The sequence below is a fragment of the Okeania sp. SIO2C9 genome (genome assembly GCF_010672455.1).
Lineage (GTDB): Bacteria > Cyanobacteriota > Cyanobacteriia > Cyanobacteriales > Microcoleaceae > Okeania.
In genome coordinates, this window is sequence record NZ_JAAHGO010000032.1 from 48919 (window position 1) to 73354 (window position 24436).

Consider the following 24436-nt stretch of genomic DNA (forward strand, 5'->3'; position numbering starts at 1 on the left):
GCAGAAGGCAGAAGGCAGAAGGCAGAAGGAAAAATCTAGCGTTGCCTGAATTTTCAGCTTTGGATATGTTCTCACCTTTCCTTCGACCGCCATAATTACTGTTTTTCCCAAAACTGTAGTCTAAAATACAAATCAGGAAAAATAGAATTATCGCTAAGAAAAAAAATTATACCATATACCCTTTAAAATTAATTAACTAACAATAAGTAAATGCTAAAGCAAAATATAACAAAAGTTTCTATACTGGTCGGCGTTTCTATAAGTGCTTTATTATTGGGAGTGTTTCTACCAGAACTTATAAACAATAACAAAAGTATCTCTCAAAACGCAATCCAAAATCAGAAGCTCAACCCAGAGCTAGATGTAACAAATTTTGTGTCATATCCACCCCAACAACGAAGGAATAAACTCGAAGCTGCTATAAAGAAAGAAAAATCTCTAAATAGCAGTAGAGCACGTTATATTCTGGCCAATGATTTAATGCAACAGGGAGAGGTAGAGTCGGCGATCGCTCAACTGAAAAATTTAGACCAAGAATATACAATTCTAGCACCATACGTTATCTTAAAACGGGCACAAGCTTATGAATTAACTGGGAATACTGAGAAAGCACAAGAAGCTTGGTCAGAATTATTAGCAACTTATCCAGAAGAACCAGTAGTAGCAGAAGCTTTGTATGTTCTAGGAAAACAAAATCCGGAATATTGGGATGAGGCGATCGCTAAATTTCCAGGTCATCCCACTACAGTGAAAATTGCTCAAGAAAGACTGAAGCAAAATCCTAATCAACCTCAGTTGTTATTGCTCATTGCTAAATATGGTTTTCATGTGCCGGAATATGGAACAGTATTAGAACAACTCAGAACAAAATATGCCTCCCAGTTAACTCCTGAAGATTGGGAAATGATTGCTTTTGGATATTGGGAAAAGCAGGATTATTATAAAGGTGGTCTGGCATATCAGAAAGCAACTAAGACGCCCAAAAATTTATATCGTTATGCTAGGGGTTTATGGTTAGGGAGAAAAACTAAGGAGTCCCGCGAAGCTTACAAAGCCTTAATTAACCAGTTTCCCAATGGAGGAGAAGATACAGCTTTGGGTTTGATTCGTTTGTCGAGACTGGTAGATCGAAAAGAAGCCATACCATATCTTGACAGGGTAATTGCTAATTTTCCTAGTCATGCTGCCGAAGCTATGCTCGATAAGTCTAAGTTACTCGATCGACTGGACTCTGCTAAGTCAGCTTCACAGGTACGTCAACAGTTGTTGAGTAAGTATAAGAATTCTGATGCTGCTGCTGAATTACGGTGGGAGTTGGCCGAAAAAGCTGCTGCGGGGGGCAATTTACAAGTGGCTTGGAAGTGGGCACAAGAGTTGACTGCGAATAATCCTGATAGTGAGTTAGCACCACAAGCAGGTTTTTGGGTAGGTAAGTGGGCACAGCAACTTGGGCAGACAGAGGATGCTAAAAAGGCTTTCGAGTATATGATTTTACGCTATCCCCACTCTTATTATGCTTGGCGATCGGCGGTGATGTTGGATTGGCCTGTGGGTGATTTTACTACTGTTCGTCCTCTATCTCCAGAGGTTGTACATACTAAAGGGCGAGACCCATTGCCTTTTGGTTCTGACACATTGCGAGAACTATATCAGATTGGTCAAGACCGGGATGCTTGGAAACAATGGCAGGTAGAATTTGAAGACCGGATGAGTCCAACTGTTGCTCAACAGTATACTGATGGTGTGTTAAGGATTGGTATCGGAGATAATTTGGATGGTATTTGGATGCTTACTAGCTTGAGCAAACGGGAAAAACCAGAGGAGATAGCTGAGTATAAAGCATTGAAGGAAAAGCCTACTTATTGGCAAACTTTGTATCCTTTTCCTTATTTGGAAACTATTGTGAAATGGTCTAACAAACGAGAGTTAAATACTGTGTTGGTTACTGCTTTAATTCGTCAAGAGTCTCGTTTTATGCCGAAGATAAAATCGGTAGTTGGTGCTACGGGGTTAATGCAAGTTATGCCAGAAACGGGAAAGGAGGCAGCTAAGAATATTAATCTTGTGAGCTATGATTTAGAGAATGTGAATGATAATGTAAATTTGGGTACTTATTACTTGGATTTTACTCATAAAGAGTACAAGAATAATTCGATGTTAGCAGTGGCGAGTTATAATGCTGGACCGAATGCTGTGAGTAGTTGGTTAAAGCGGTTTGGGTTTAATGATGCTGATGCTTTTGTGGAGAAAATTCCTTATCCTGAAACGAGGGGTTATGTGGAGTCTGTGTTTGAAAATTATTGGAATTATTTACAAATTTATAATCCTGAAGTTGCTCAGTTAATGGAGAGACATTACGCTCAACATCAGAAATAAGTCAAAAGTCAAAAGTTAAAAGTTAAAAGTTAGGAGGGAAAAAAGAAGGAGTCAGGAGTCAGGAGTCAGGAGTCAGGAGGGAAGAAAGAATGAAAAAAGAGGAGGAGAAGGAGAAAGTTTTTTATGACTAATTATCCGGACATGATATAACTGACCCTTCCGAAGCTTAAAACTCAGACAAGGCAGATTTTTCTTTCTTCCTTACTTTCCTCTGTCCTAGATAATTACAGCGGTTTTCATTTGGGTAAACCACAGTAGGGACGTTCCATGGAACGTCCCTACAAGATTTTGCTTGTGAAGATGTGGTTCATCAAGAGCGAAAAGCGCTGTAGGGCTTGGTGATTAAATATCAAAGCATTGACTGATATTGATTTTAGCATTTTTTGGTCTAAAAAAGTGCCAGCTTTTCAGCAGAAAAAGGTCAAAAAGCTAGTATTTTGGGATGATTATGGCAGAAAAATCACTCTGACAATTTTTCTGACTACCTCCTCTATAATTCCCATTTCTCCTGTCTCCTACTAAAAGACTTTTTCAGCAAACCCTAATTAAAGCTTTCTTCCTTCTGCTATATTATACCAATTTGAAAAAAGAATGCTACAAAAAGGTAGATATTGCTCGGATATGCTTAAAAATAGCTACTCCAGTTCATTTGAGATAGTTATCTATCTTTTTTTTCCCTTTTTTTCAATATTTACCCCTTCTTCCTTCTTCCCTCTTCCTTCTTTCGTACGGACGTTCATGCAACGTCCCTACCATTTGTAACAAACATTTATCAAAATGGTATTAGAAATTCCATCAAGGGTGAGGTACACCTGTGGCGAGCAAGATGCTCGCACCACAAAATTTTATTGGTAGTCGTGCATTGTCCGGCAATGTTTGTTATGAGAACAGTGGGAGCATCTTGCTCCCGTGCCTGGTATTACCAGGCAACAGGCAACAGGCAACAGGCAATAGGCAATAGGGAAGATATAGGAAAAAAGTATTTTTGCAAATATGAGATGCACCTGATTTTTCCTTAACAGTGGGAGCATCTTGCTCCCGTGCTTGGTATTACCCGTGCTTGGTATTACTTTTTGCTGTATACCATTGCGCGAGCAGGATTACCATTTTATTTAAACTCGGTCTTTACAAGATTTAGCATGACTAGCACTAAACCACTGCTGAAACACCTCAAACCTACCATCATCAGGATTAACAATACGATAAATTCGCAATCGCTTTTTCTGATGAGTTTCTGTGCGCAAACACTCCAAACTATAACCAATTTTATCCAAAAAACGCCGCACTATTGTAATAGGACTAGAATTTACCGCCAAACCTATCCCAACTATAGTTTTAATTGCAGCTCGGTTTGCTAAAGCAGTCTTGGCTAACAATTGCAAATCTTCATCAATATTTTTTAACTCTCGTTGCCTATCTTTCAACAATGGCGGTATTTTCAATAATTCCATCACTCCAATGGTTGCACCCAATAAGCGATCGTTAAAATCAGGTATGAAAATATTTCCCTTGCCCAACTCCAAAATTGTTTTCGCTATTTCAGCATCTCGTGCTACTAAGTATTGTCGTCCTACGGTCATAAAATAATGTAGTTGCAACTGTTGATACCATCCAGCATCATCTTTTTCTACCAATTCAGAAGTTATCGGAATACTATAACGCAACATTAATTCAAATCTTCGTTGTTCGCGTTGTTGTTTGCTGGTTTTGGATAATCGCTTTTTGAGTTTTTGATATTCGGCAAAACTAATATTTCGGGCAGTAGCGATCGCTTCACATTCTGTCTGATAATTTTGCTTAATTACTGTAGTGATCGCCTCTTGTAAATCATTAATTTCAGTAAGTGTTTCAGACGATTTTTTGGCTTCTAAATTATTAGTTAAAACTTCTGGGGAAGCTTGGAGAATATGATGTCCTTCGATTCGCAAAGCTTCTAAAATAGACTCTCGATATTGATTCATTCCTGCATTGAAACGAACAGCTAGTTTTGCCCAACACAAAAAAGATTCTGCCTGAAAACCTGTTTCTAAATCTTCCAAACCATCAAAATCTGATTGTTGTAATAGTCTAATATTGAGTTGAGTCAGACGTTGTTCGGAATTGAGCAAAGAAGTAATAGAAGTAGAACCATTTCCAACTTGATTAAAACCAGAATTTGCTACCCATAAATATCTCGGAATATTCTCACGAACTCTACCTAAAGATTGACAAACGGAAGTTGCTCCTTGTACTCCTTGAGCAATAGCCCAAACTGAAGTAAAATGACCTTGAATATCGATACTAATTCCTGTTTCAATGGAGGGAGAAGCTAAGACAATATCGTATTGTGGCAATACTTGATTTAATGATTTAATACAACCATAAGCAGGATGATTAGATTCAGCTAAAGATTCTGAATCTATTCTGAGTATTTTTAAGTCAGGAAACTGTTTTTTTAGATAAGCTTCTAAAGCACGAGTTCCCCATTTACTTGTGATTTTTTGTGCTGATAAACATACCATTGGTTTGCCACCTTCACGGATATGTTTATGTAAATCTGCAATTAATCTTTTAGGAGTAGTTTCTGGATAATTAAAAACTTGCCAAGCTTCTTTTTCTCCTGGTATCCAATCATTTTGAATAATAAAAGGTTCTAATTTTACTCCTGCTAAAGCTTGTAGATAATCTATTGAAATATCACTTAAGTCAGCATCAGCTATAAATACCTGACCGACACCTCCTAAAACATTTTGCATTAATGTTTTGAAAGACCTGAGAATTTCTACTCGGTTTTGCCGACAAGTATTAGAATTTAAACCATGCCAAATCACCTGTTCTATTTCATCAATAATTACCACTCCATCAGACCAATCTTCAGGATTAAAACTAGCCTGAGAATTAGGATGTAGGGAATCAATACATAGACCAATACCTAATAATTTATTATCCGATTTTTTATCTACTTCTGTAATGTACTTTAGTCCAAAACGTTGACATAACTCTTGTACTAACTGTACTCGATGACCAATAACTAAAACCTTTTGATTGCGAGCTACAGCTTCACTGACAATTTTCTCTAATAACTTGGTTTTTCCAGTACCCTTAGCAGATTTAATTCCTACCAATTTTGCCGGAAAATCAGTGCTATAAGCTAGGTCAAGATTATCTAACTTTTGTAAATTATTACTGCTGATAGAACCTAAAATATGTTGTTCAGAAAGATAACGACTATTAACTCTAAGATTTACAGGATATGTGAGTTTGCTAAATGATTTAGCCTTCCAAAGTTCTAAAGGTAATGCGTTTTTATAAGCTTCATCAAACACACCTTGCCCATGATTTGCGATTAAATCGTCAACTCCTTTACCCAATTCTGGACTCCAGGAAATAACTTTAACATTACATCCTTTCCTTGTGAGTAAATATCCAGTTTGTCTAATAGCAGCATGAACATTTTTAATAGTCTTAGGTTTAGTATCTTGGTCAAATGCAATATAAATTTCTCGACGATTATTTGCTAGCTTTTCTAACTGAGGAATTAAATGTGATTTACCAATACGGTTGCCATATTCATCTCTAATAACTCGATATCCACCAAAAATTCCTGGTAAAGCGATCGCTACATAAGCACCTGTTAATAAAGCACCAGTTTTTTTTGCACCTTCAGTAATACATAAAGGTATTTCAGGATGAGCGATAAACCACTGCCAAAAACCAAGGTCTGGTTGATTATTATCAATATCTTCTGGCAGAATTTCTATTTGATAACGACTAGCAATTTGATGCCACAAATGTAGGGGTATTTTTAGGGCAAATAAACTGGTAGGAGTTTTCGGAGGATGTTCGTATTTAATTAACTTTTTTTGGTCATAACTGTGACGTGGTTGACTAGGTTTAAAACAACCCCAAAGGTCCTCTTCTCCTGTCAGTAAATCAATTCCCGAACACCACCATCCACCTTCTTCAACGTGTTGGTATCGTTTTAATATTTGGCTAGTTACTCGGCCATCATTTCGTCTAGGAATGGCATCAGAATAAAACAAAAATTCATAAGGCCGTTGTCCTTCTAAAGGTATAACATTAAGTTGTATTAGTTGGTCATCGACACAACTATTAGTCCATTCTCGGAAATAATTAATTTGTGGTTCGGTCTTTGGGGTCATTTAATAATGCACTCTATATACAGTGAAGGATTTTTATTATATTGGAAAAACACACTATATACATATAAAATTTTCTTAAGACTCCGGGACTAATGGCCTCAACAAATAATTTTTGAATAGCTATAAATCTTAATAATTGATACAGCAATTTAGAACTCTCTGGAGGTAAAAATTTTGGCGTTGCTTAAATGTAATGATAATTAGACATTTCCTCCACCCATAGGGAGTAGAGAGTAGGCAGTAGGCAGTAGGGAACCCACCCCAACGCCCCTCCCCCTCCCAGGAGGGGAAATAATTGATGTATCTATTGGGATAATTGATTTGATTTTTTGGCGTTGGTAATTTGAGGTATGATATCTTGTCTGGATAAGAGCACGATAGAAGTCCATGACCTTTACGCAACCACAAAACTTTCTCCTTCTATTCCTCTTTCTTCTTCTTTCTTCCCTCCTGACTCCTGACTTCTGACTCCTGACTCCTAAGTAATTAAGATTAATATCATACACTAACTTACCAACGCCGATTTTTTATTCTTGGAGATGTCTATTAGCTGAAGGTAAAATTGAAAAACTTATGTTTTGCGCCCAAAGTTAATCTCAAAATCATTACCACGACTCAACGCCAAAATTTTTGGCAGTAGCAATCTATTGAGCAGTTGCACAAAGAGTTAGAAGTATGGAGTCAAGAGCGTAATCACACTGCGAGTAAGGTCATTTGGCATTTCTCTACTGACGATACTAGTGCCGCTACGCGGAGGTCAGAACTCAGAAGTCAGAAGTCAGAAGTATTGATTGGTAAGGCTTTTAGGATTTTGTAACTGGTCAGTTATTTCCGCCATTCTGCACTAGAGTCAAACTGCAACATCTTTATCCTGTGTTTGAAACTCCCGAAGAGAATAATATCAAATCCGGTAGCATTGGTATAATTAGATAGTTAATTAGGAGTCATATAGAATCCGGTTATATAGTAGAGTTGTCGCTAAATAGATAGAAAAAATCTCCAAAACCTAGACAGGGTAATTATTTTGAGTATTTTGAGCTATAAATAACTACAAGCTTTACATAGGGGGGTTTCTACAATTTTTTAGTTTATAAAGCGACAAGTCTAGTATCTGTTTATAACTATACTTCAAGCATTCAATCTCCCCGACTCCCCGACTCCCCGACTCCCCGAATTCCCGAATCCCCCCAACAACTCTAATAAGTGTTCAACCGGATTTGATATCAGTCCTCAGGAGTCAGGAGGAAAGAGAATTTAGAAATATTTGCGACGTTAGCGAAGATGAAACATTTTTTTATACCGAACCCTAGCGGATTTGATATAACTCCCCGATTTGTTCTCAGCACTGTCAATTCATAGCGATCGCCTATTAGACATCTCCAGAAAAGAGGCAGTAGGGAGAAAGAATTGATAATTTATGTGTGATAATTGATTTTATTTTGGATTTTTACCGAAAAATTGTGGGTATGCGCCTCCCCTTTTAAGGGGATAATAAGCGGTCGAGGGATGGCGAGGTCTCCTCGCCATATCCAATCGACTCCTGTGAAGAAAAATTTTCATCTCTTTGTAAATCCTCTTCTTTTCAAGGAGAGGTAATTATTCATTATTCATTATTCATTATTCATTATTCATTATTCATTGTTGAACAGATGTCTATTTATTTCAACTAAGCATTTCCTGATATTTTCCGGGACTGATGCGTAGATATATTGGGCATGAGTATACTTGAGCATTACAAAATAATGTGTGATGCTTATGACAATGTAACACAAAGATATTTCTAAGCGTTAGATAATACCAATTTCATAAAATATTACTACAGTCTCGACACGGGCAACAGGCAACAGCTCCGGAAGGCAACAGAGAAAGAAAAACTGGATAAAAAAGAGGAAAAAATGCTTTATTTTGACATTTTATATGGATATATACAATTTTTAATTGTAGCAATAAATCACAAATTAAGATGTAACTACCTTTTTTGAATTTGGTATAACTTTCAAGAAGTTTAGCATTTAGTAATCGAATTGAGGGGTCGAATATTGAAAGAAGATATATTTCTAAGAACAGAGTTAAAGTCTGGGATGCTAAATATTCCTGATATGTAGAAAATTTCAGAAAATCTAGGACAACTTAATTTTAGTTTTTCTCAAGATTTTCTTATAGCAGTCGCCATGATTGTATTTGACATATCAACAATTTAAAACTCAGACAACGCAAGATTTTTCCTTCTTTCTTCTTATTTCTGCCTTCTTCCATAGCAATAAAACTTTGAAAATAAAGTATCAAAAGCAACCAAATAAAAATTAGTTAAACTAACAATTAATCAATAATAAAGAATTTCGTAAAGAAATGGAAAATTGTCATTATATCCCCTTTATAATTCCATAAAGGTTGAATTAGGGTGCGACAAGTCCTAATCGTAAATCCCATTTCAACCTCAGACAAAAGAGAGGAGAATCGGGGAGAATGATCAATCTACTGTGGCTTCAAGGTGGAGCCTGTTCTGGCAATACCATATCATTTCTCAATGCTGAAGAACCAAATATTTGTGACCTAATCACAGACTTTGGCATTAATGTACTTTGGCATCCTTCTTTAGGATTTGAACTTGGTACAGACGTTCAACAATTATTAAAAGATTGTATTTCGGGAACAATACATTTAGATATATTAGTATACGAAGGAACTATAATTAACGCTCCCAATGGTACGGGAGAATGGAACCGTTTTGCTGATCGCCCGATGAAAGATTGGGTTAAAGAATTATCCGAAGTTGCAGGTTTCGTCGTGGCAGTGGGAGACTGCGCTACTTATGGCGGTATTCCGGCAATGTCACCAAACCCCAGTGAATCTGAAGGTTTACAATTTCTCAAACGGAAAAAAGGCGGATTTTTAGGAGAAGACTTCAAGAGTAAAGCTGGATATCCAGTTATCAATATTCCCGGTTGCCCCGCGCACCCAGATTGGATTTCCCAAATATTAGTAGCGGTTGCCACTGGTAGACTTGATGACATTACCTTAGACGAATTTCACCGCCCCGAAACATTTTTCAAAAGCTTTACTCAAACAGGTTGTACTCGCAACGTTCACTTTGCTTATAAAGCTTCAACTTCAGATTTCGGGCAGCGTCAAGGATGTCTATTCTATGACTTGGGTTGTCGCGGACCGATGACTCACTCTTCCTGTAACCGCATTTTATGGAACCGAGTTTCCTCCAAGACTCGTGCGGGAATGCCATGTTTAGGTTGTACGGAACCAGAATTTCCATTCCACGACCTCGCACCGGGAACAGTATTCAAGACTCAAACAGTCATGGGAGTTCCCAAAGAATTACCTACGGGAGTCAACCGTAAAGACTATGCTCTGCTAAGTATCGTTGCTAAAGACTCAACTCCAAAGTGGGCAGAGGAAGACTTCTTTACAGTTTAAAATATGAGTCTAGTAGGGTGCGTTAGACGGCAAAAATCTAGACTATTAAGGGGATTAAACAATCCGTCGTAACGCACAATTTTAGATGTGTCAGCGTTACGTTACTGGATGATGGTGCGTTACGCTGGCGCTAACACACCCTACTGGACCGACTAATGAGTGTGGGTATTTATTATTGGATCGGGGGCGGGTTTACCAGATCGTGGCTAACACCATTAATTTAACGCGGAACCCGCCCCTACTATTGCACTATTTTAGGTGTGTCACGCCACTATAGAAACTGTAGCTACTGATAACTAATAACTGAATAACAGAAATAATGGTTCAAACTAAAGTACAAACATTAGATATTTCTCCCGTGGGACGCGTTGAAGGCGACCTAGATGTAAGAGTTGACATTCAAGATGGATATGTAACCAATGCTTGGACTCAAGCACAAATGTTCCGAGGTTTTGAAGTCATCCTCAAAGGCAAAGACCCTAAAGCTGGTCTCATTGTCACCCCCAGAATATGCGGAATTTGCGGTGCTTCTCACCTCACCTGTGCTTCCTGGGCGTTAGATACAGCTTGGCAAACAGAAGTACCCCGGAACGCTATCCTTGCTCGTAACCTCGGTCAACTGGTAGAAACACTCCAAAGTCATCCGCGCTTCTTCTACGGTTTATACGCGATCGACTTAACAAATAAAAAATACTACAGTAGTCCTTTCTACGAAGAAGCTTGCAAACGTTTCGCAGCATTTACAGGTACATCCTACGAACCAGGTATTACCGTTGCATCCAAACCCGTAGAAATATACGCTCTATTCGGCGGTCAATGGCCACACTCTAGTTTCATGGTTCCCGGTGGCGTCATGTGCGCTCCCACTCTCACCGATGTTACCCGCGCCTGGGCAATGTTGGAATATTACCGCAACAACTGGTTGGAACCAATATGGTTGGGTTGTTCCATTGACAGGTTTGAACAAATTCAAACTTATGAAGATTTCATGGAATGGTTGGATGAAAATCCTAATCATGCTAGTTCCGACCTGGGTTTCTATTGGCGCATGGGTCTGAATATTGGTTTGGATAAAATTGGTGCGGGTGTTGGTAAATATATGAGTTGGGGATATTTGCCTCACGAAGATAAATATCAACGTCCGACTATTGAAGGTCGGAATGCTGCAATGATTATGAAAAGTGGTGTTTACGATAGCGCTACAGATATTCATCAATTGATGGAGCATACTTTTACGCGGGAGAATACTGCCCACGCTTGGTATAACGAGGGTGATGGAGATGTACATCCTTTTGACCGCACTACCGTACCCATTCCTAATAATGATATTGATTTTGATGGTGCTTATTCTTGGTCAACTGCTGTATCTCACCAAGACTTAGGTCGGATGGAAGTTGGTGCTTTAGCGCGGGAATTAATATCAGGTGGCGACCATGGGGAAAGTTGGCAGCAGAAAGACGGTTTAATTTTAGATATGTTCAAGAAAATGGGCGGACCGAGCGTACATTTGCGCGTGTTTGCCAGAATGCACGAACTAACTAAGTTGTACCGTGAAACAGAACGTTGTTTGCGGGAGTTTAAGTTGCGCGATCCTTGGTATATTAAGCCTGAAGAAAAAGATGGTCGTGGTTGGGGTGCGACTAATGCTAGTCGTGGTTCCCTCTGTCATTGGGTGGAAATAGAAGGGGGTAAGATTAAGAATTATCAGGTTATTGCGCCGACTACTTGGAATGTGGGACCCCGTGATGGTGAAGGTGTGCGCGGACCTATTGAGGAAGCGTTGGTTGGTATTCCTATTACTGATGTGAATGACCCTGTGGAAGTCGGTCATGTTGCTCGGTCTTTTGATTCTTGTTTGGTGTGTACTGTTCACGCTCATGATGCTAAGACTGGGGAAGAGTTGGCACGGTTTAGGACTTCATAAATTAGCAAGATAAAAGTAGAGACGTTGCATGCAACGTCCCTACAGGGTTATTTTTAATATGGTTCGTTGACGTGAAAACTTTTGTATGATAAGGCGAGTTCCATCTTACTTCTGCTATTATAGATAAACAATTCTTTTTTTGGAGCATAAGTTGATGGAAACACTCTTATTAAGTTATGAAGAAGTTGGGAAGATTGCTGAACAGCTTTATCAAAATAGTATCCGTGCTGCTGTTGAAACACCAGAGAATATAGGTAAAATGGTGGTTATTGATATTGAAACAAGGGATTACTCTGTTAATAAAGATCCTTTAGAAGCAGCAAATTATCTCTATGAGAAAAATCCCCTAGCTAGATTATTTGGCATTCGTATTGGATATAATGTGGCTGTTTCTTTTGGCGGTAATATGGAGCGTGTTATTTGAAGTCAGAAGTTAGAAGTCAGAAGTCAGAAGTTTTGATCAAGTGAGAAGTCAGAAGTTTATTCTTTGAGTTTTTTAACAGCAGCAACTAATATTTCAATAATTTATTCAGTTTCTTGAGTCAGACTTTTAAACTTTTCTAAAGATACTATTTCGGCTTCTATTATAACTTCTAGCCAGTATTTTGTTTCTCTAGCTTCTTTGAGAGCAATTTCATATTTGCTGATAAAATCTCTTTTAGATTGGGCAGATTTAGCTTCACTACAATTAGCTCCGATAGAAGTTCCCGATTTTAATAATTGATGGGCTAAAGTTCTACTAACTTGAGACTGTCCTTCTAACCAAGTACAAGCTTTGACTATTCTAACTGCAAACTTCTTAGTTCTTTCTTGAATTGAAATTTGTTGATTATTCAAATTATTTCCCAACTCCAAAACTTCTAACTTCAAATTATTTCCCTATTCCAAAAACCTCAAACTTCTAAACTTCATAAAAACTTCTGACTTCTGACTTCTAACTTCTGACTTCATTCACTCCCGCCATCACATACTACACGAAAACCAATATAGAGGTTGTGGTTGTCGCGCCAATGGATGTAGTAGCGAGACGCAGAACGGCAGATAAGAGGAATGTTGTTCCAGGAACCGCCCCGCAATACGGCATTATGTTCTTTTTCATCATTTTCCAGCCAAGCACTGCCATCAGTAAGCGCACCTTTATAGTTATCATGCCAAACATCCTGACACCATTCCCAAACATTGCCGTGCATATCGTATAAACCAAAAGCATTAGGAGGAAAATTTCCCACATCGGTTGTTTATTCTCGAAATTTACCTTTAGACGCGTTGCCATAAGTATACTTGCCATTATAGTTAACTAACTCAGACGTTATAGTTTCTCCAAAGTAAAACGGTGTAGTTGTAGCAGCGCGACAAGCATATTCCCACTCACTCTCACTAGGTAGTTTGTAGTTTTTTCCAGTTTTCTGAGATAGCTGGTGACAAAATTCTACAGCATCGTACCATGACACACATTCTACTGGGCGGTTTCCTCCTTTAAAGTTAGAGGGATTTTTTCCCATAATAGCTTGATATTGATCTTGAGTAATAGGATATTTACTCATATAAAAAGGTTGTAGAGTAACTTGATGTTGAGGACTTTCGCTATAACCTCTTACCTCTTCATTTTCCGACGAACCCATAAGAAAAGTTCCCCCAGGAATAGCCACCATTTCTAACACCACACCATTACCCAAATCTTCAGTAAAAAATACTGCTTCATGGAAACGACGCTCAATTTCTTCGCCTTTCTTGTTTACCGTTATGACATCAAATTTTTCTAGGTAAAAATAAGAAATAATAGGAGGCATTTGAGGCCAAATTTTCTTCAAAGCTTCTACCGAAATAGCTAACCCCTTTGCTCCATCATTCTCCATATTGGTAGCTACACCCAACACACCACCAGTTTCCAAGTCAACAACAGGTGCGCCACTATAACCTCTACGGAGGCGATCGCCTTCATCAACTAACAAATTCCAAACTGCCACCCTTTCATTATTTTGACGAGCAAAACGCTTTTTCCCAAAAGTTCCATCAACAGTTTCCAGCAAGATTTTTTTCTCTTCACCATAGAGATAATGACCTGCTGTCCGAAACTTTCGATTTTTTGCTTCAGATAAACTTATTAGCTGGAAAAGTGGCACATTCAGCTTTTCAACTCCCAACACTGCTAAATCAAAACCCTTAACATCTCCTATTCCTAAAACTTCTGCTGGAATATTATTCACCAAAACATTTTCCTCACCACCCACATCCTCAATAACATGAGCACAGGTTAGCAAATAGGTATAATTATCCTCTTGATAAAAAGCAAATCCAGTACCAATAACATCTGCCTTGCGAGAGTTGTCACTAGCACTGGTAATTAAAACAATAGATTCTTCTAAATTACTCATTCTCTGACTTTTTAGGTTTCAGAACCAACTTAACCTTTAAATTCGTACCTGCCTTTGCTTTAGTAATATAAAGATTACCCTCCCCCTCAAAATTAAAACCCACTTCCACCTCAGCTTGTTCAATTTCCATATCCTTATTAATTTCTTGCCAAGCTTCAGCAATAGGGCGACTAATACTAATTAATATAGGTTTAACTTTAGCAAAACTCGACTTAACTTCTTTAATACCATTAGTAGAAATAGGCTGGGCTTCATTCTCTGGGACTTCTGCCTCAACTAAAATACCATCTTCTAATTCAATTAATCTGGTGGCCATATATAATTATATAATTATTGGTAACTTTAACAGCTATTCTATTCCAGAATATCTCTTGAATTTTCAGGATAATGTAAAAATCTAGGAAAATTTAATACCAATTCACTTAAAAAATGTCACAAATAGTTGGTAACTGATGAAGTAAAATAATTAGATGAAATTACTGTAAAATTTAGGTTTCAAGTCGCTAAAATATCTCTTTCATCACTTCTGACTTCTGACTTTTTACTTCTGACTTTAGTGAAACGATATAACTTGGTGGCAACTCACCTTCACAGTAGAGCGATCGCCCAAGTTTTAATTATTAACCTCAAGAACTTAACTTCTGACTTCTGACTTCTGACTCCTGACTTCTGACTTCCGCAATTTGTCTCATATCATGTCCGGTAGCATCGGTCTTGTATAGTAAATAGGCAACAGGCAACAGGCAACAGGCAACAGGCAACAGGCAAGAAAAAACTTAAATTTCCTGTAGATATCCACGCTAACTTTTACACAAACGATACCAACGGACATGATATCACTTCCTCAACAGTGAAACTAAGAATTTGTGCCACTTGTGCCACATCCATTCCTGTTGCTAAGAGTTGAGAAACAGCATTGATCCGTGCTTGTTCGACCTTTTCTGCACGAGCTTTTTCTATTTCTGCTCTTTGTGCTCCTGTTAACAACAAAATCTAGTGAGGGCGTTAGCGGAGCTTGACGTTAGTCAATGCCATTCGCCCCTACTGACTTCTGACTTCGTTATTCCCGCCAATATTTTGGGTCATCCAAACTATCTGCACAGATAATTTTTCCACTGAAATTTCCAATCATTCCCGGACGCAATTCTTGAACCATCCAAGCATCTGCATTTTTTTCTGGTATCGGATAGGAAGGCTCAAACCCAAGATTCCCTGCTGGTTTAAATCCGAAACGTGGATAATATGTAGGATGACCGAGAACAAAAACGAGGTCTACGCCAGATTTCGATAAAATATCTAATCCATTTTTAATGAGTTTACCGCCAATACCTTGTTTTTGAACATCAGGCATAACTGCTAGGGGACCCAGAATTGAAATTGATAAGGGAGCATTGTATTCCAGAGTAGCTCTAGAGAACATAATATGTCCTACTGCTCTATTTTCTTGGAAAGCTAACAGGGAAACAATAGGTTTGGCACTATCGTCGCCAAGAAGCAGTTGCACAATTTCAACACACTCGTCTGAACCAAATGCCGCGCGTTCGACAGACAGAACATCTTCTAAATCTGAATCTAAAGCTTTTCGTATAATCATTAATCTGTCTAAGAATTTAATGCTATTATTTTATCCCAATATAACAGTGGAGTTGGCGATCGCCAACATTCTCAAATTCTCTTGCCTCAGTCACGTTCAACAATTAATAATGAATAATGAATAATGAATAATGAATAATTACCTCTTCTTTTCAAGGAGAGGATTGACAAATTCATGAAAATTTTTCTTCACAGGAGTCGATGGTCGGACAGCTCCGAGACCTCGCCATCCCATCCTACGGAATGCTGCGCAAACGACCGCTTATTATCCCCTTAAAAGGGGAGGCGCATACCCACAATTTTTCGGTAATCAATTAACTTCTGAGTTCTGACTTGGGGACTTCTGACTTCAAATAAATGCCGTGCGTTCGACAGACAGAACATCTTCTAAAGCTTTTCGTATAATCATTATTTGTTAATGCTTTGGTCAATCTCTACCTTATGTATTAACAACTAGACTAATTGAAACGTAGAGAAAAATAAATTTCGGCGTTGGTGATTTGAGGTATGATATCATGTCCGGATAAAAGCCAGATAAAACTCCGTTCCACTTACACGGAAACGTACGTTGTGCGTCAGCAAACAAAAAACTTTCTCCTTCTACTCGGGGTTTTTTCTTCTTTCTTCCCTCTTGACTCCTGACTCCTGACTCCTGACTCCTAAGTTCCTAAGTAATTAAGATTAATATCATACACGCGCTTCAGCAACGCCGAAATTTCCACCCCACGGAATTAATTTGGAGTGGAAAAATATCAACTTAATAACGACGCATCTCATTCAGAAACTTATTCTGATAACGCAAAAATTCTCTCCGAGACTCCTGGAAACGACGTTTATGATATTGATAAATAGACTCACGCAAATTTTCTAGTTCCTGAATCCGACGTCGCTGATCCTTGAGAAACTCTTGCCGATATCTGAGATATTCTGTATGCCACTCATTAAAACGACGTTGACCATCACGAACTAACATTTGACGATAATGTTCGTGATTCAGCAAATGTATCGGAACATTACTAAGATCTCTCATCACTCAATACCTCTCAAATAAACATCTAAATCCTAAAATGTTAAAATTTTAGTTATTTAATTTAATATATCACAAAGGAATCAGGAATAAAGAAGAAGAAATAAATATTGAATCAAAAAAGGTAAATAATGATAGAGATAGGTAGCTTATACAATTTTAAAAACTTATTTTAGGCATAAATTGATGACTTTCTTTCATTCTCTAACTCAAATTCAAGACATTTTATTTATACTAGGATGTAATTTAACACTCATTCCAGCCCAAGGAACATTATGTTCTGTATAAGTTACCAATCTGGCTTTACCAGTAACTAAATCGTACTTAACAAATTGACCATTAAATATCGCAAATAATCGATCGCCGTAAAAATCTAGACTACCAGAATTCTTAATTCCACTAGCACCAGCAACAGCAATAGGGGTACCATTATGATTAAGTCGCATCAGATATCTTTGCCGATTATTATTATTACCAAAATCTGAATATGCTCTGCCTTTACTATCAAAAGCTAAACCACCACAATAAAAAGGATAATAAGATTTATAAGACCTAATAATTATTCCTGCACCTGTATTTACATTTACTTTTAATAATGTTTGAGGACTCATTGCATAAAGAGTTTTTCTATGTTTAGAAAAAGCCAAACTAGCTACTTTACTATTACCTAATTTACCAATAATTGTAGTTTTGGCAGTAGTGGGATTTATTCTGACTAAATCTGTTGTTTTTTGGTCGCGCCACCGAATACCATAGAGTATATTTCCACAAAAAGCAATATCAACTATGTGCATACCCATAGAACCAATTAAGACTGTTTTTCCTGATTCTATATCTAGGGTATAGAGATTACTTGCTTTGCCTTTAGGGTACAAATCTTGAATATAGATTAATCCTTTAGTCGTTTTATAAACTACGTCTGATGTGTCTGGAATTTCTGAGGGGGAAACTTCGTCTGGGTCTTCTTGTTCTATATCGGTGGGCTGTTCCGATGACTCTGGGAACAATGGGAGACCTGATGGGGATACTTCGTCTGGCAGTTGGAATTGTTCTACTATATTGGTTGGTAATTCCGAGGAGTCTGATCCTGACGGTGGTGGACCTGATTCTGGTATTTTTTTTTTTGACTTTCCCAGGCGTTTTGTCTCCTGATTTTTGGTCTTTTTATTTTGGCTTCCACCAAGTAAATTACCTGTAAGTTCCCCTATTCCGCCTGTTAATTTTTCTGTAAGTTCCCCGACTTCGCCTGTTAAGTTTTCTGTAAGTTCCCCGATTTCGCCTGTTAAGTTTTCTCTAAGTTCTCCTATTTCGCCTGTTAAGTTTTCTCTAAGTTCCTCTATTTCACCTGTTAATTTTTCTGTAAGTTCCCCTATTTCATCTGGTAATTTTCCTACTATTTCTCCTCCACTATTACCAAGAGATTTCAAACTTTGCAATGGATTAGTAAGTAGAGATAAAGGATTGAAAAAGAGAAGTTTTAAAAAATTGCCAATTGTGGTAATAAATGCTATTAAATTTTTAACAATATATTTGATAAATGACCAAATTTTACCAACTACATTAACTATAAATAAATAGGTTTTAACTGGAATAGCAATGAATATTTGAAATAGTATTTTCACCCATGAAAATATTTTATTAACAGTGTCAATTATAAATTCATATATTTTGATAATTAGATTTATACAAGCTTTAAAAACAGCTTTTACCAATGACCAAATTTTACCAACTACATCAACTATAAATAAATAGGTTTTAACTGGAATAGCAATGAATATTTGAAATAGTATTTTTATTCCTAAAAATATTTTGCTAATTTTATCAATTATAAATTCATAGATTTTGACGATCAAATTCACACAAGCTTTAAAAACAGCTTTCAGCCATGACCAAATTTTGCCGATCGCCTGAAGTAAAAATAGATATATTTTGACGGGAATAGCAATGAATAGCTGAAATAATGTTTTTATCCCTGAAAATATGTTGCTAATAATGGTAAAAATGAATATAAAAAAACTTTTGATATAATTATAAATTCCTATCAAAATACCAAAACCAGGTAAAGGTAGTTTTCCCGTGACATTCTCCACCGTTTCTGTAAGTTGATTTGGTACATCTTGAAGAGAAGATAAATTTTCTGTGGGCAAATTTTCAGTAAGATTTTCTACTACATCAGTAGCTTTCTTGAAAGGATTGGGAATAGAAGGTAAATCCCCTTTCTCTTGCCGATTTTTGAAATTTTTCATCTCAAACTCCTTTAATTAATTAAAAGGTTTAAAAATAGACATCTCCGTAAATTAAAATTTAACAACTGTTTGACAATAGTTATAGGTTAATTATCGGAGATATCTAATAGAATTTGAATTTGATAGTGCATCAAATCATTAGTGCGAAATATGTTACCGTTTCAACATTAATTTGATAGACAACTTTTCACACAAAAACCTTGACTTAACCCTATTGATTTATACTAAAGTAGGAGAAGCCATAGGTTGTCCTATTTCAGTTTCATCAGTAGTTCCTACTGCAGGTGCTGCTGCTAGAGCTGTTAAACCAACTGCTTCTGCATATTTTAAGTAAGTTTCTACTGAAGCAATAACTATCCTAGCTTCAACAGCAAGTAATTCAATACCTACTAAAGAAACCCTTACCCAGGCATCGATGACAACACCTTTGTCAAGAATGCGGTCTACAACTTCAGCTAGACTGGAAGATGAGTTAACTTTTTCTACTGCCATAATTTTGATTTATTCCTTATACTTCAAAGTATTGAATCGCTTAAGGACCCCAAACATAATCATGCAAATTAGTTCGGAAGCGTTGTAATTTCTCAGCCAACTCCTGAGCCATTAATGCCCGATCATAACTGAATTGTTCCTGAAGTTGCAACACTTCAAGCTTAAGTTCTAATACTTCTTGTTTGCGTTGAGCAATCTCTTCTAACCGCTCCTGACGTGCTTGTTGTTCATACAAATGCAGTGCTTCAACATAATCTTCTAACATTGTCCGCACTTGTTTATAACGTTCGGCATTTTCCAACTGCCTTTGTTGTTTTTCTGCTGCACCTGTTTCCTGAAGCTTTGTCACAAACTCCTCTAACATAGTGTGAAGCATCTGAGCTTCTTCATCAAGCTCTTGTCTAATAGCACGAAGTTCAGCTTGAGTTTGTTGTCTGTGTTGGGCAACCTCTAGTTTGCGTTCGGCAATTTCCGTTAATCTTTGCGATCGCTCTTTTGCCCATATATCTTTAAGAGCCATAATTAAAGTTGTGCCTTAGTATTAATAAACTCCAGCAGCAGAAGGTTCTGTTACTCCTATTGCGTCCATAGGTTCATCATCTAAATCACTAGAAATAACTTCTCCCGGTGCTGCTGCTAGAGCTGTCAAACCAACTGCTTCGGCATATTTTAAGTAAGTTTCTACTGAAGCAATGACTACCCTAGCTTCAATTGCCAGTAATTCAATACCGACTAAGGAAACACGAACCCAAGCATCTATGACAACACCTTTATCAAGAATTCGGTCTACAACTTCAGCGAGACTGGAAGATGAGTTGATTTTTTCTACTGCCATAATTTTTATTCCTTAATTTGCAATAAGCATCAATTTAACAGTTTCCTAGCTTGGTTTAGCAACTATGTAATTTTGGCGTTGCTGATTCTGGGTATGATTCAAGCTCCCCTAACCCCCCAATTTTGGGGGGAATAAAACTCTAAAAGTCCCCCAATGGGTAGGGGATGCGCGGGGGCGAAGGCGAGAACCAAACAATCGCGCATTCATACTTCAATTCAGCAACCATGTAATTTTTTAGTTGACTTTCAAGTAAGCGCTGCTAAATATTAGGATGCTGAAATAATCCGCTTTACAGAGATTTTTAAGTCTCAGTTAACTATAACATTATCTTTGTCATTCTGATGATAATTTTCATATAGCAGGGAACAGGGAATAGGGAATAGGCAACAGTGGGAAAAACATTTCTTTTTGTTTCTTGCTATACAAAATGATAAGGGGGGAGTGGCTCACTCAAACTAATTTCCCAATAGGAACACTCAGCTTGCCAAGTTGGTAATTGTTGAGTAGTTAGAACTTCTACTTCACTATTGGCCAACAAATGGACTTGTTTAGTCTCCCCTTCTGTACTATTTTTCCAGACTGCTTGTGGATATTCTTTGAGAATTAACTGACGTATATTTTCCAGTTGTTGACGTTGTTCAGTTTGAAAAGCTTGCTGTTGTTGAAAGCGTTGTTTTTTAGCTAATAAATAAGCTTTGCCACGAGCATTACTACTTTCTAGGTTAGAAGGGGGAGAAACAGGAGAAAATTTGATGGTATATTCTGCCTTTTCTGCCAATTGAGTTAAAGTAGTCAGATATTGTTGCTGATTATTTTGTAAGTGATTAACAATATTTTCAACAGTAGCAAAAGCATTTCCAAATCTGAGTGGTATTAGGGAAGTTTGCTGAAATATTTCTCGAACTACAAGATCGTGGGTTAATACTGCTTGGAGTAATTTTTCGTCTGTTTCCTGTATTGCCTCAATAGATATATCTGCTTCAGTTACAGCAGCCAGATTTTGATATGTAATTAGTTCGACTTCCTTTTCCATGCCTTTTGGCAATGCTAGGGATGATTTGGGTAAATTAACGAAAGCGTAGACATAAAATGACATTTTAAATATTGGCAGTTATGACAGTGAGTTTTTTGCTCGTAGGTTGGGTTGAGGGTTTCCCGAAACTCAAAACAACTAATATCATGTCCAGATAATAATTTTTTTGTTTGTAGTAGGGCTTTAGCCCTAAGTATAGATAGGGCTAAAGCCCTACTACGAGCCTTTCAATGATAAGAAATTGTTGGGTTTCCCTCCGGGAAGCTCCGCTAACGTCCCTCAACCCAACCTACATTATTTAAAATTATGAGACTGTTTTTGACTCATTAGAGCATTGTAAGCAGTAGTAAAGTGAGCATTTGTAATCCTGATTTTCTTTGGAGACTTAATTCCTTTAGCGCTATAACTACGAATAGCAGCTAAAGCAGCTTGATTAGTCAACAATGCCAAATCTGCTCCATTCCAACCTTCTGTGCGACTTGCCCAATCTTTCAAATTTACTGCTTGCAGTGGGCGACCTTGATTATGAACTTTCAAAATTGCTAAACGACCTGCTATATCTGGCAAGTCTACCTTTATTTGCAAATCCAATCTTCCCGCTCGCAGTAATGCTGGGTCTAGAGCATCAGGACGGTTAGTTGCTCCCACCAATAATATCTGAGTACAGTCGCGCAAACCATCTAATTCTGTTAATAGTTGACCAACTAGGCGATCGCTTACTCCAGAATCTCCGATAAATTTACCACGAGCAGGAGCTAGAGTATCAATCTCATCAATAAATATTACACAAGGTGCAACCTGTCTTGCTTTAGAAAAAAGTTCTCGTACTGCTTCTTCTGCTGCTCCCACCCACTTACTCAGCAACTCCGGTCCGTTGACAGCAATAAAATTAGCTTGTGCTTGGGAAGCAACTGCTTTTGCCAGCAAAGTTTTTCCGGTTCCTGGTTCCCCCCATAATAAAATTCCTTTGGGAGCTTTTGCCTTAGTTTGTTCATATAATTCTGGATATAGTAATGCACCTTCAACTGACTCTTGTAATTTTTGTTTGACTGCATCCAGACCGCCAATATTTTGCCAACTGACATTAGGCACTTCTACCGCTACAGACCGTAATACAGAAGGTTTAATTTCCTTAATTGCTGCCAGAAAATCAGTTTGCAATAAACTCATATCCTCTGGAGTCGGACTATCTAAAGATGGAACTTGACGACGGAGAGCTAAATAAGCTGCTTTTTGACATAAAGCTTTTAAGTCAGCACCTACTAACCCAACTGCCATATCGGCAATTTCTCCCAAGTCAACAGAACTATCTAATGGCATAGAATTTGTCATTATCTGCAAAATTTCTAATCTTCCATTGCGGTCTGGAATACTGAAATTAATTTCTCGGTCAAATCTTCCCGGACGACGCAGAGCAGGATCGATATGGTCTGGGCGGTTTGTTGCTGCTAAAATTAAGACACCCTGATGTTCGACAAATCCATCCATTAGTCCCAATAATTGGGCGACTAATCGTTTTTCGACTTCTCCTTCGACTTTGCTACGGTCTGGAGCAATACTATCAATCTCATCTATAAATATCAGACAAGGAGCAGATTGTTTTGCTTTGGTAAAAATTTTGCGTAACCTTGCTTCTGCTTCTCCATAATATTTGCTGATTACTTCTGGTCCGTTGATCGCAATATAATTGAGTCTCAGTTCTTCTGCTATTGCTTTAGCTGTGAGAGTTTTACCCGTACCTGGCGGTCCAACTAATAAGACTCCACGAGCAGGTTCTAATCCTAATTGTGATAATAAATCTGGGCGTTTGAGTGGGAGTTCTATTACTTCTCTTAATTCTTGAATTATTTCGGACATACCTCCAATGTCTTTGAGGGTAGGTCTTGATTTAGTTTCTGGGGGTGGGGGAGTAAAGTTAGTTTGTTGTTGAGGTCTATTTTCTGTGGAACCGCCAGTTTCTTTTGAGGTGGGTGCTGGTTTTGTATCTGGGGGTGGGGGAGTAAAGTTAGTTGGTTGTGGAGGTCTGGTTTGTCTAACAGGTTGTCTGATTTGGGTTTGATAATGGTCTCTTCTTCTTGGTATGTTAGTGTTAGTTCTTCTGGGAGTATTGTTAATAGTTCGAGACTGTACCTGATAGGAAGTTTTTGCTTCCCCTGTTTCGGATTTTTTTTCTAGAACTTTTGCCAATTCTATTATTTGTCTTAAGTCTAATCTTAGAAAATGATTCATTGTTTTAATTTTTGATGGTTTAACTTAATATTTGTGTTTGTAAATTCTTCAGTATTTAAACTATTTGTATCAGAATAATCATCATGATGTAATTTATTGCAATAATATGATGTCCGAATAATAAATAATAAAAAAGTTTTTGTTTGTAGTTGGGCTTTAGCCCATCAAATATCTATACTTCGGGCTAAAGCCCTACTACGAGCTTTAATTATAACTATTCAAGCTGATAGCTGATAGCTGATGGCTGAATGCTTTTCATTTGGGAGTATTGTTAATAGTTCGAGACTGTACCTGATAGGAAGTTTTTACTTCCCCTGTTTCGGATTTTTTTTCTAGAACTTTTGCCAATTCTATTATTTGTCTTAAGTCTAATCTTAGAAAATGATTCATTGTTTTAATTTTTGATGGTTTAACTTAATATTTGTGTTTGTAAATTCTTCAGTATTTAAACTATTTGTATCAGAATAATCATCATGATGTAATTTATTGCAATAATATGATGTCCGAATAATAAATAATAAAAAAGTTTTTGTTTGTAGTTGGGCTTTAGCCCATCAAATATCTATACTTCGGGCTAAAGCCCTACTACGAGCTTTAATTATAACTATTCAAGCTGATAGCTGATAGCTGATGGCTGAATGCTTTTCATTTGGGAGTATTGTTAATAGTTCGAGACTGTACCTGATAGGAAGTTTTTACTTCCCCTGTTTCGGATTTTTTTTCTAGAACTTTTGC

17 protein-coding genes and 2 pseudogenes are annotated in these 24436 nt (G+C 37.5%); 5 read left to right on the plus strand and 14 right to left on the minus strand.

The genetic code is table 11. The features are described 5' to 3' along the window. Positions 1–210: 210 nt before the first annotated feature. Together F6K23_RS22780 and F6K23_RS22785 are read left to right on the plus strand one after the other, a co-directional pair. Positions 211–2376 carry a transglycosylase SLT domain-containing protein gene (locus F6K23_RS22780; RefSeq protein WP_293160080.1) on the plus strand — a complete coding sequence of 722 codons (2166 nt, stop codon included), beginning with the start codon at positions 211–213 and terminating at the stop codon, positions 2374–2376. 848 nt (positions 2377–3224) lie between these two features. Beyond that, a complete protein-coding gene (locus F6K23_RS22785) occupies positions 3225–3395 on the plus strand; it encodes a hypothetical protein (RefSeq protein ID WP_293160082.1) in 171 nt (56 codons plus the stop codon). 93 nt (positions 3396–3488) lie between these two features. Here F6K23_RS22785 and F6K23_RS22790 read toward each other — a convergent pair whose 3' ends face one another. After that, positions 3489–6518, minus strand: a complete 3030-nt coding sequence (locus tag F6K23_RS22790) for a plasmid replication protein, CyRepA1 family (RefSeq protein WP_293160084.1) — start codon at positions 6516–6518, stop codon at positions 3489–3491. A 2466-nt stretch (positions 6519–8984) separates the two neighbouring features. On the opposite strand from F6K23_RS22790, the gene F6K23_RS22795 reads away from it, so the two are divergent. The 3 genes from F6K23_RS22795 (at position 8985) to F6K23_RS22805 (ending at position 12295) form a co-directional block, all read left to right on the plus strand. Further along, positions 8985–9947, plus strand: coding sequence for a hydrogenase small subunit (locus F6K23_RS22795; protein ID WP_293160086.1), 963 nt, complete (start codon positions 8985–8987; stop codon positions 9945–9947). Positions 9948–10266: 319 nt separating this feature from the next. Continuing rightward, positions 10267–11871, plus strand: a complete 1605-nt coding sequence (locus F6K23_RS22800) for a nickel-dependent hydrogenase large subunit (protein WP_293160088.1) — start codon at positions 10267–10269, stop codon at positions 11869–11871. 154 nt (positions 11872–12025) lie between these two features. After that, positions 12026–12295 carry a hypothetical protein gene (locus F6K23_RS22805; protein ID WP_293160090.1) on the plus strand — a complete coding sequence of 90 codons (270 nt, stop codon included), beginning with the start codon at positions 12026–12028 and terminating at the stop codon, positions 12293–12295. A gap of 101 nt (positions 12296–12396) precedes the next feature. On the opposite strand, the gene F6K23_RS22810 is transcribed toward F6K23_RS22805, so the two are convergent. The 13 genes and pseudogenes from F6K23_RS22810 to F6K23_RS22875 form a co-directional block, all read right to left on the minus strand. Beyond that, positions 12397–12741 (minus strand): four helix bundle protein, encoded by a 345-nt coding sequence (locus F6K23_RS22810; protein WP_293160091.1) that lies wholly within the window; start codon positions 12739–12741, stop codon positions 12397–12399. 77 nt (positions 12742–12818) lie between these two features. Further along, positions 12819–14246, minus strand: a pseudogene (locus tag F6K23_RS42900) (SUMF1/EgtB/PvdO family nonheme iron enzyme). After that, complete coding sequence (locus F6K23_RS22825; protein WP_293126606.1) at positions 14239–14562, minus strand: CU044_2847 family protein; 324 nt, start codon at positions 14560–14562, stop codon at positions 14239–14241. The pseudogene F6K23_RS42900 and the gene F6K23_RS22825 overlap by 8 nt, the downstream one beginning before the upstream one ends. A 491-nt stretch (positions 14563–15053) precedes the next feature. Next, the gene (locus F6K23_RS22830; protein WP_293160093.1) at positions 15054–15233 is read right to left on the minus strand and encodes a hypothetical protein; all 180 of its coding nucleotides are present in this window, start codon (positions 15231–15233) and stop codon (positions 15054–15056) included. A 73-nt stretch (positions 15234–15306) separates the two neighbouring features. Further along, a complete protein-coding gene (locus F6K23_RS22835; RefSeq protein ID WP_293160095.1) occupies positions 15307–15840 on the minus strand; it encodes a GNAT family N-acetyltransferase in 534 nt (177 codons plus the stop codon). A 756-nt stretch (positions 15841–16596) separates the two neighbouring features. Further along, entirely contained in the window at positions 16597–16872 is a 276-nt protein-coding gene (locus F6K23_RS22840; protein ID WP_293160097.1) for a hypothetical protein, read from the minus strand. Between the two features lie 209 nt (positions 16873–17081). Then, a complete protein-coding gene (locus F6K23_RS22845) occupies positions 17082–19112 on the minus strand; it encodes a hypothetical protein (protein WP_293160099.1) in 2031 nt (676 codons plus the stop codon). Positions 19113–19331: 219 nt separating this feature from the next. Beyond that, the gene (gene gvpA, locus F6K23_RS22850) at positions 19332–19604 is read right to left on the minus strand and encodes a gas vesicle structural protein GvpA (protein ID WP_293160100.1); all 273 of its coding nucleotides are present in this window, start codon (positions 19602–19604) and stop codon (positions 19332–19334) included. Positions 19605–19644: 40 nt separating this feature from the next. Then, complete coding sequence (locus tag F6K23_RS22855) at positions 19645–20124, minus strand: hypothetical protein (RefSeq protein ID WP_293160101.1); 480 nt, start codon at positions 20122–20124, stop codon at positions 19645–19647. A 105-nt stretch (positions 20125–20229) separates the two neighbouring features. Continuing rightward, positions 20230–20439: pseudogene (gene gvpA / locus F6K23_RS22860) on the minus strand (gas vesicle structural protein GvpA); the annotation flags it as partial. A gap of 418 nt (positions 20440–20857) precedes the next feature. Next, positions 20858–21535 (minus strand): GvpL/GvpF family gas vesicle protein, encoded by a 678-nt coding sequence (locus F6K23_RS22865; RefSeq protein ID WP_293160102.1) that lies wholly within the window; start codon positions 21533–21535, stop codon positions 20858–20860. Between the two features lie 231 nt (positions 21536–21766). Further along, positions 21767–23701, minus strand: a complete 1935-nt coding sequence (locus F6K23_RS22870) for an AAA family ATPase (protein WP_293160103.1) — start codon at positions 23699–23701, stop codon at positions 21767–21769. A gap of 255 nt (positions 23702–23956) precedes the next feature. Continuing rightward, positions 23957–24091 carry a hypothetical protein gene (locus tag F6K23_RS22875; protein ID WP_293160104.1) on the minus strand — a complete coding sequence of 45 codons (135 nt, stop codon included), beginning with the start codon at positions 24089–24091 and terminating at the stop codon, positions 23957–23959. Positions 24092–24436: the final 345 nt, after the last annotated feature.

What these genes read in the sequence shown, in the direction of transcription:
- F6K23_RS22780 (WP_293160080.1), top strand. Translation starts at nt 211, where the DNA reads ATGCTAAAGCAAAATATAACAAAAGTTTCTATACTGGTCGGCGTTTCT.
- F6K23_RS22795 (WP_293160086.1), top strand. Translation starts at nt 8,985, where the DNA reads ATGATCAATCTACTGTGGCTTCAAGGTGGAGCCTGTTCTGGCAATACC.
- F6K23_RS22835 (WP_293160095.1), bottom strand. Translation starts at nt 15,840, where the DNA reads ATGATTATACGAAAAGCTTTAGATTCAGATTTAGAAGATGTTCTGTCT.
- F6K23_RS22805 (WP_293160090.1), top strand. Translation starts at nt 12,026, where the DNA reads ATGGAAACACTCTTATTAAGTTATGAAGAAGTTGGGAAGATTGCTGAA.
- F6K23_RS22855 (WP_293160101.1), bottom strand. Translation starts at nt 20,124, where the DNA reads ATGGCTCTTAAAGATATATGGGCAAAAGAGCGATCGCAAAGATTAACG.
- F6K23_RS22790 (WP_293160084.1), bottom strand. Translation starts at nt 6,518, where the DNA reads ATGACCCCAAAGACCGAACCACAAATTAATTATTTCCGAGAATGGACT.
- F6K23_RS22870 (WP_293160103.1), bottom strand. Translation starts at nt 23,701, where the DNA reads ATGAATCATTTTCTAAGATTAGACTTAAGACAAATAATAGAATTGGCA.
- F6K23_RS22845 (WP_293160099.1), bottom strand. Translation starts at nt 19,112, where the DNA reads ATGAAAAATTTCAAAAATCGGCAAGAGAAAGGGGATTTACCTTCTATT.
- F6K23_RS22800 (WP_293160088.1), top strand. Translation starts at nt 10,267, where the DNA reads ATGGTTCAAACTAAAGTACAAACATTAGATATTTCTCCCGTGGGACGC.
- F6K23_RS22865 (WP_293160102.1), bottom strand. Translation starts at nt 21,535, where the DNA reads ATGTCATTTTATGTCTACGCTTTCGTTAATTTACCCAAATCATCCCTA.
- gvpA (WP_293160100.1), bottom strand. Translation starts at nt 19,604, where the DNA reads ATGGCAGTAGAAAAAGTTAACTCATCTTCCAGTCTAGCTGAAGTTGTA.
- F6K23_RS22825 (WP_293126606.1), bottom strand. Translation starts at nt 14,562, where the DNA reads ATGGCCACCAGATTAATTGAATTAGAAGATGGTATTTTAGTTGAGGCA.
- F6K23_RS22875 (WP_293160104.1), bottom strand. Translation starts at nt 24,091, where the DNA reads ATGAATCATTTTCTAAGATTAGACTTAAGACAAATAATAGAATTGGCA.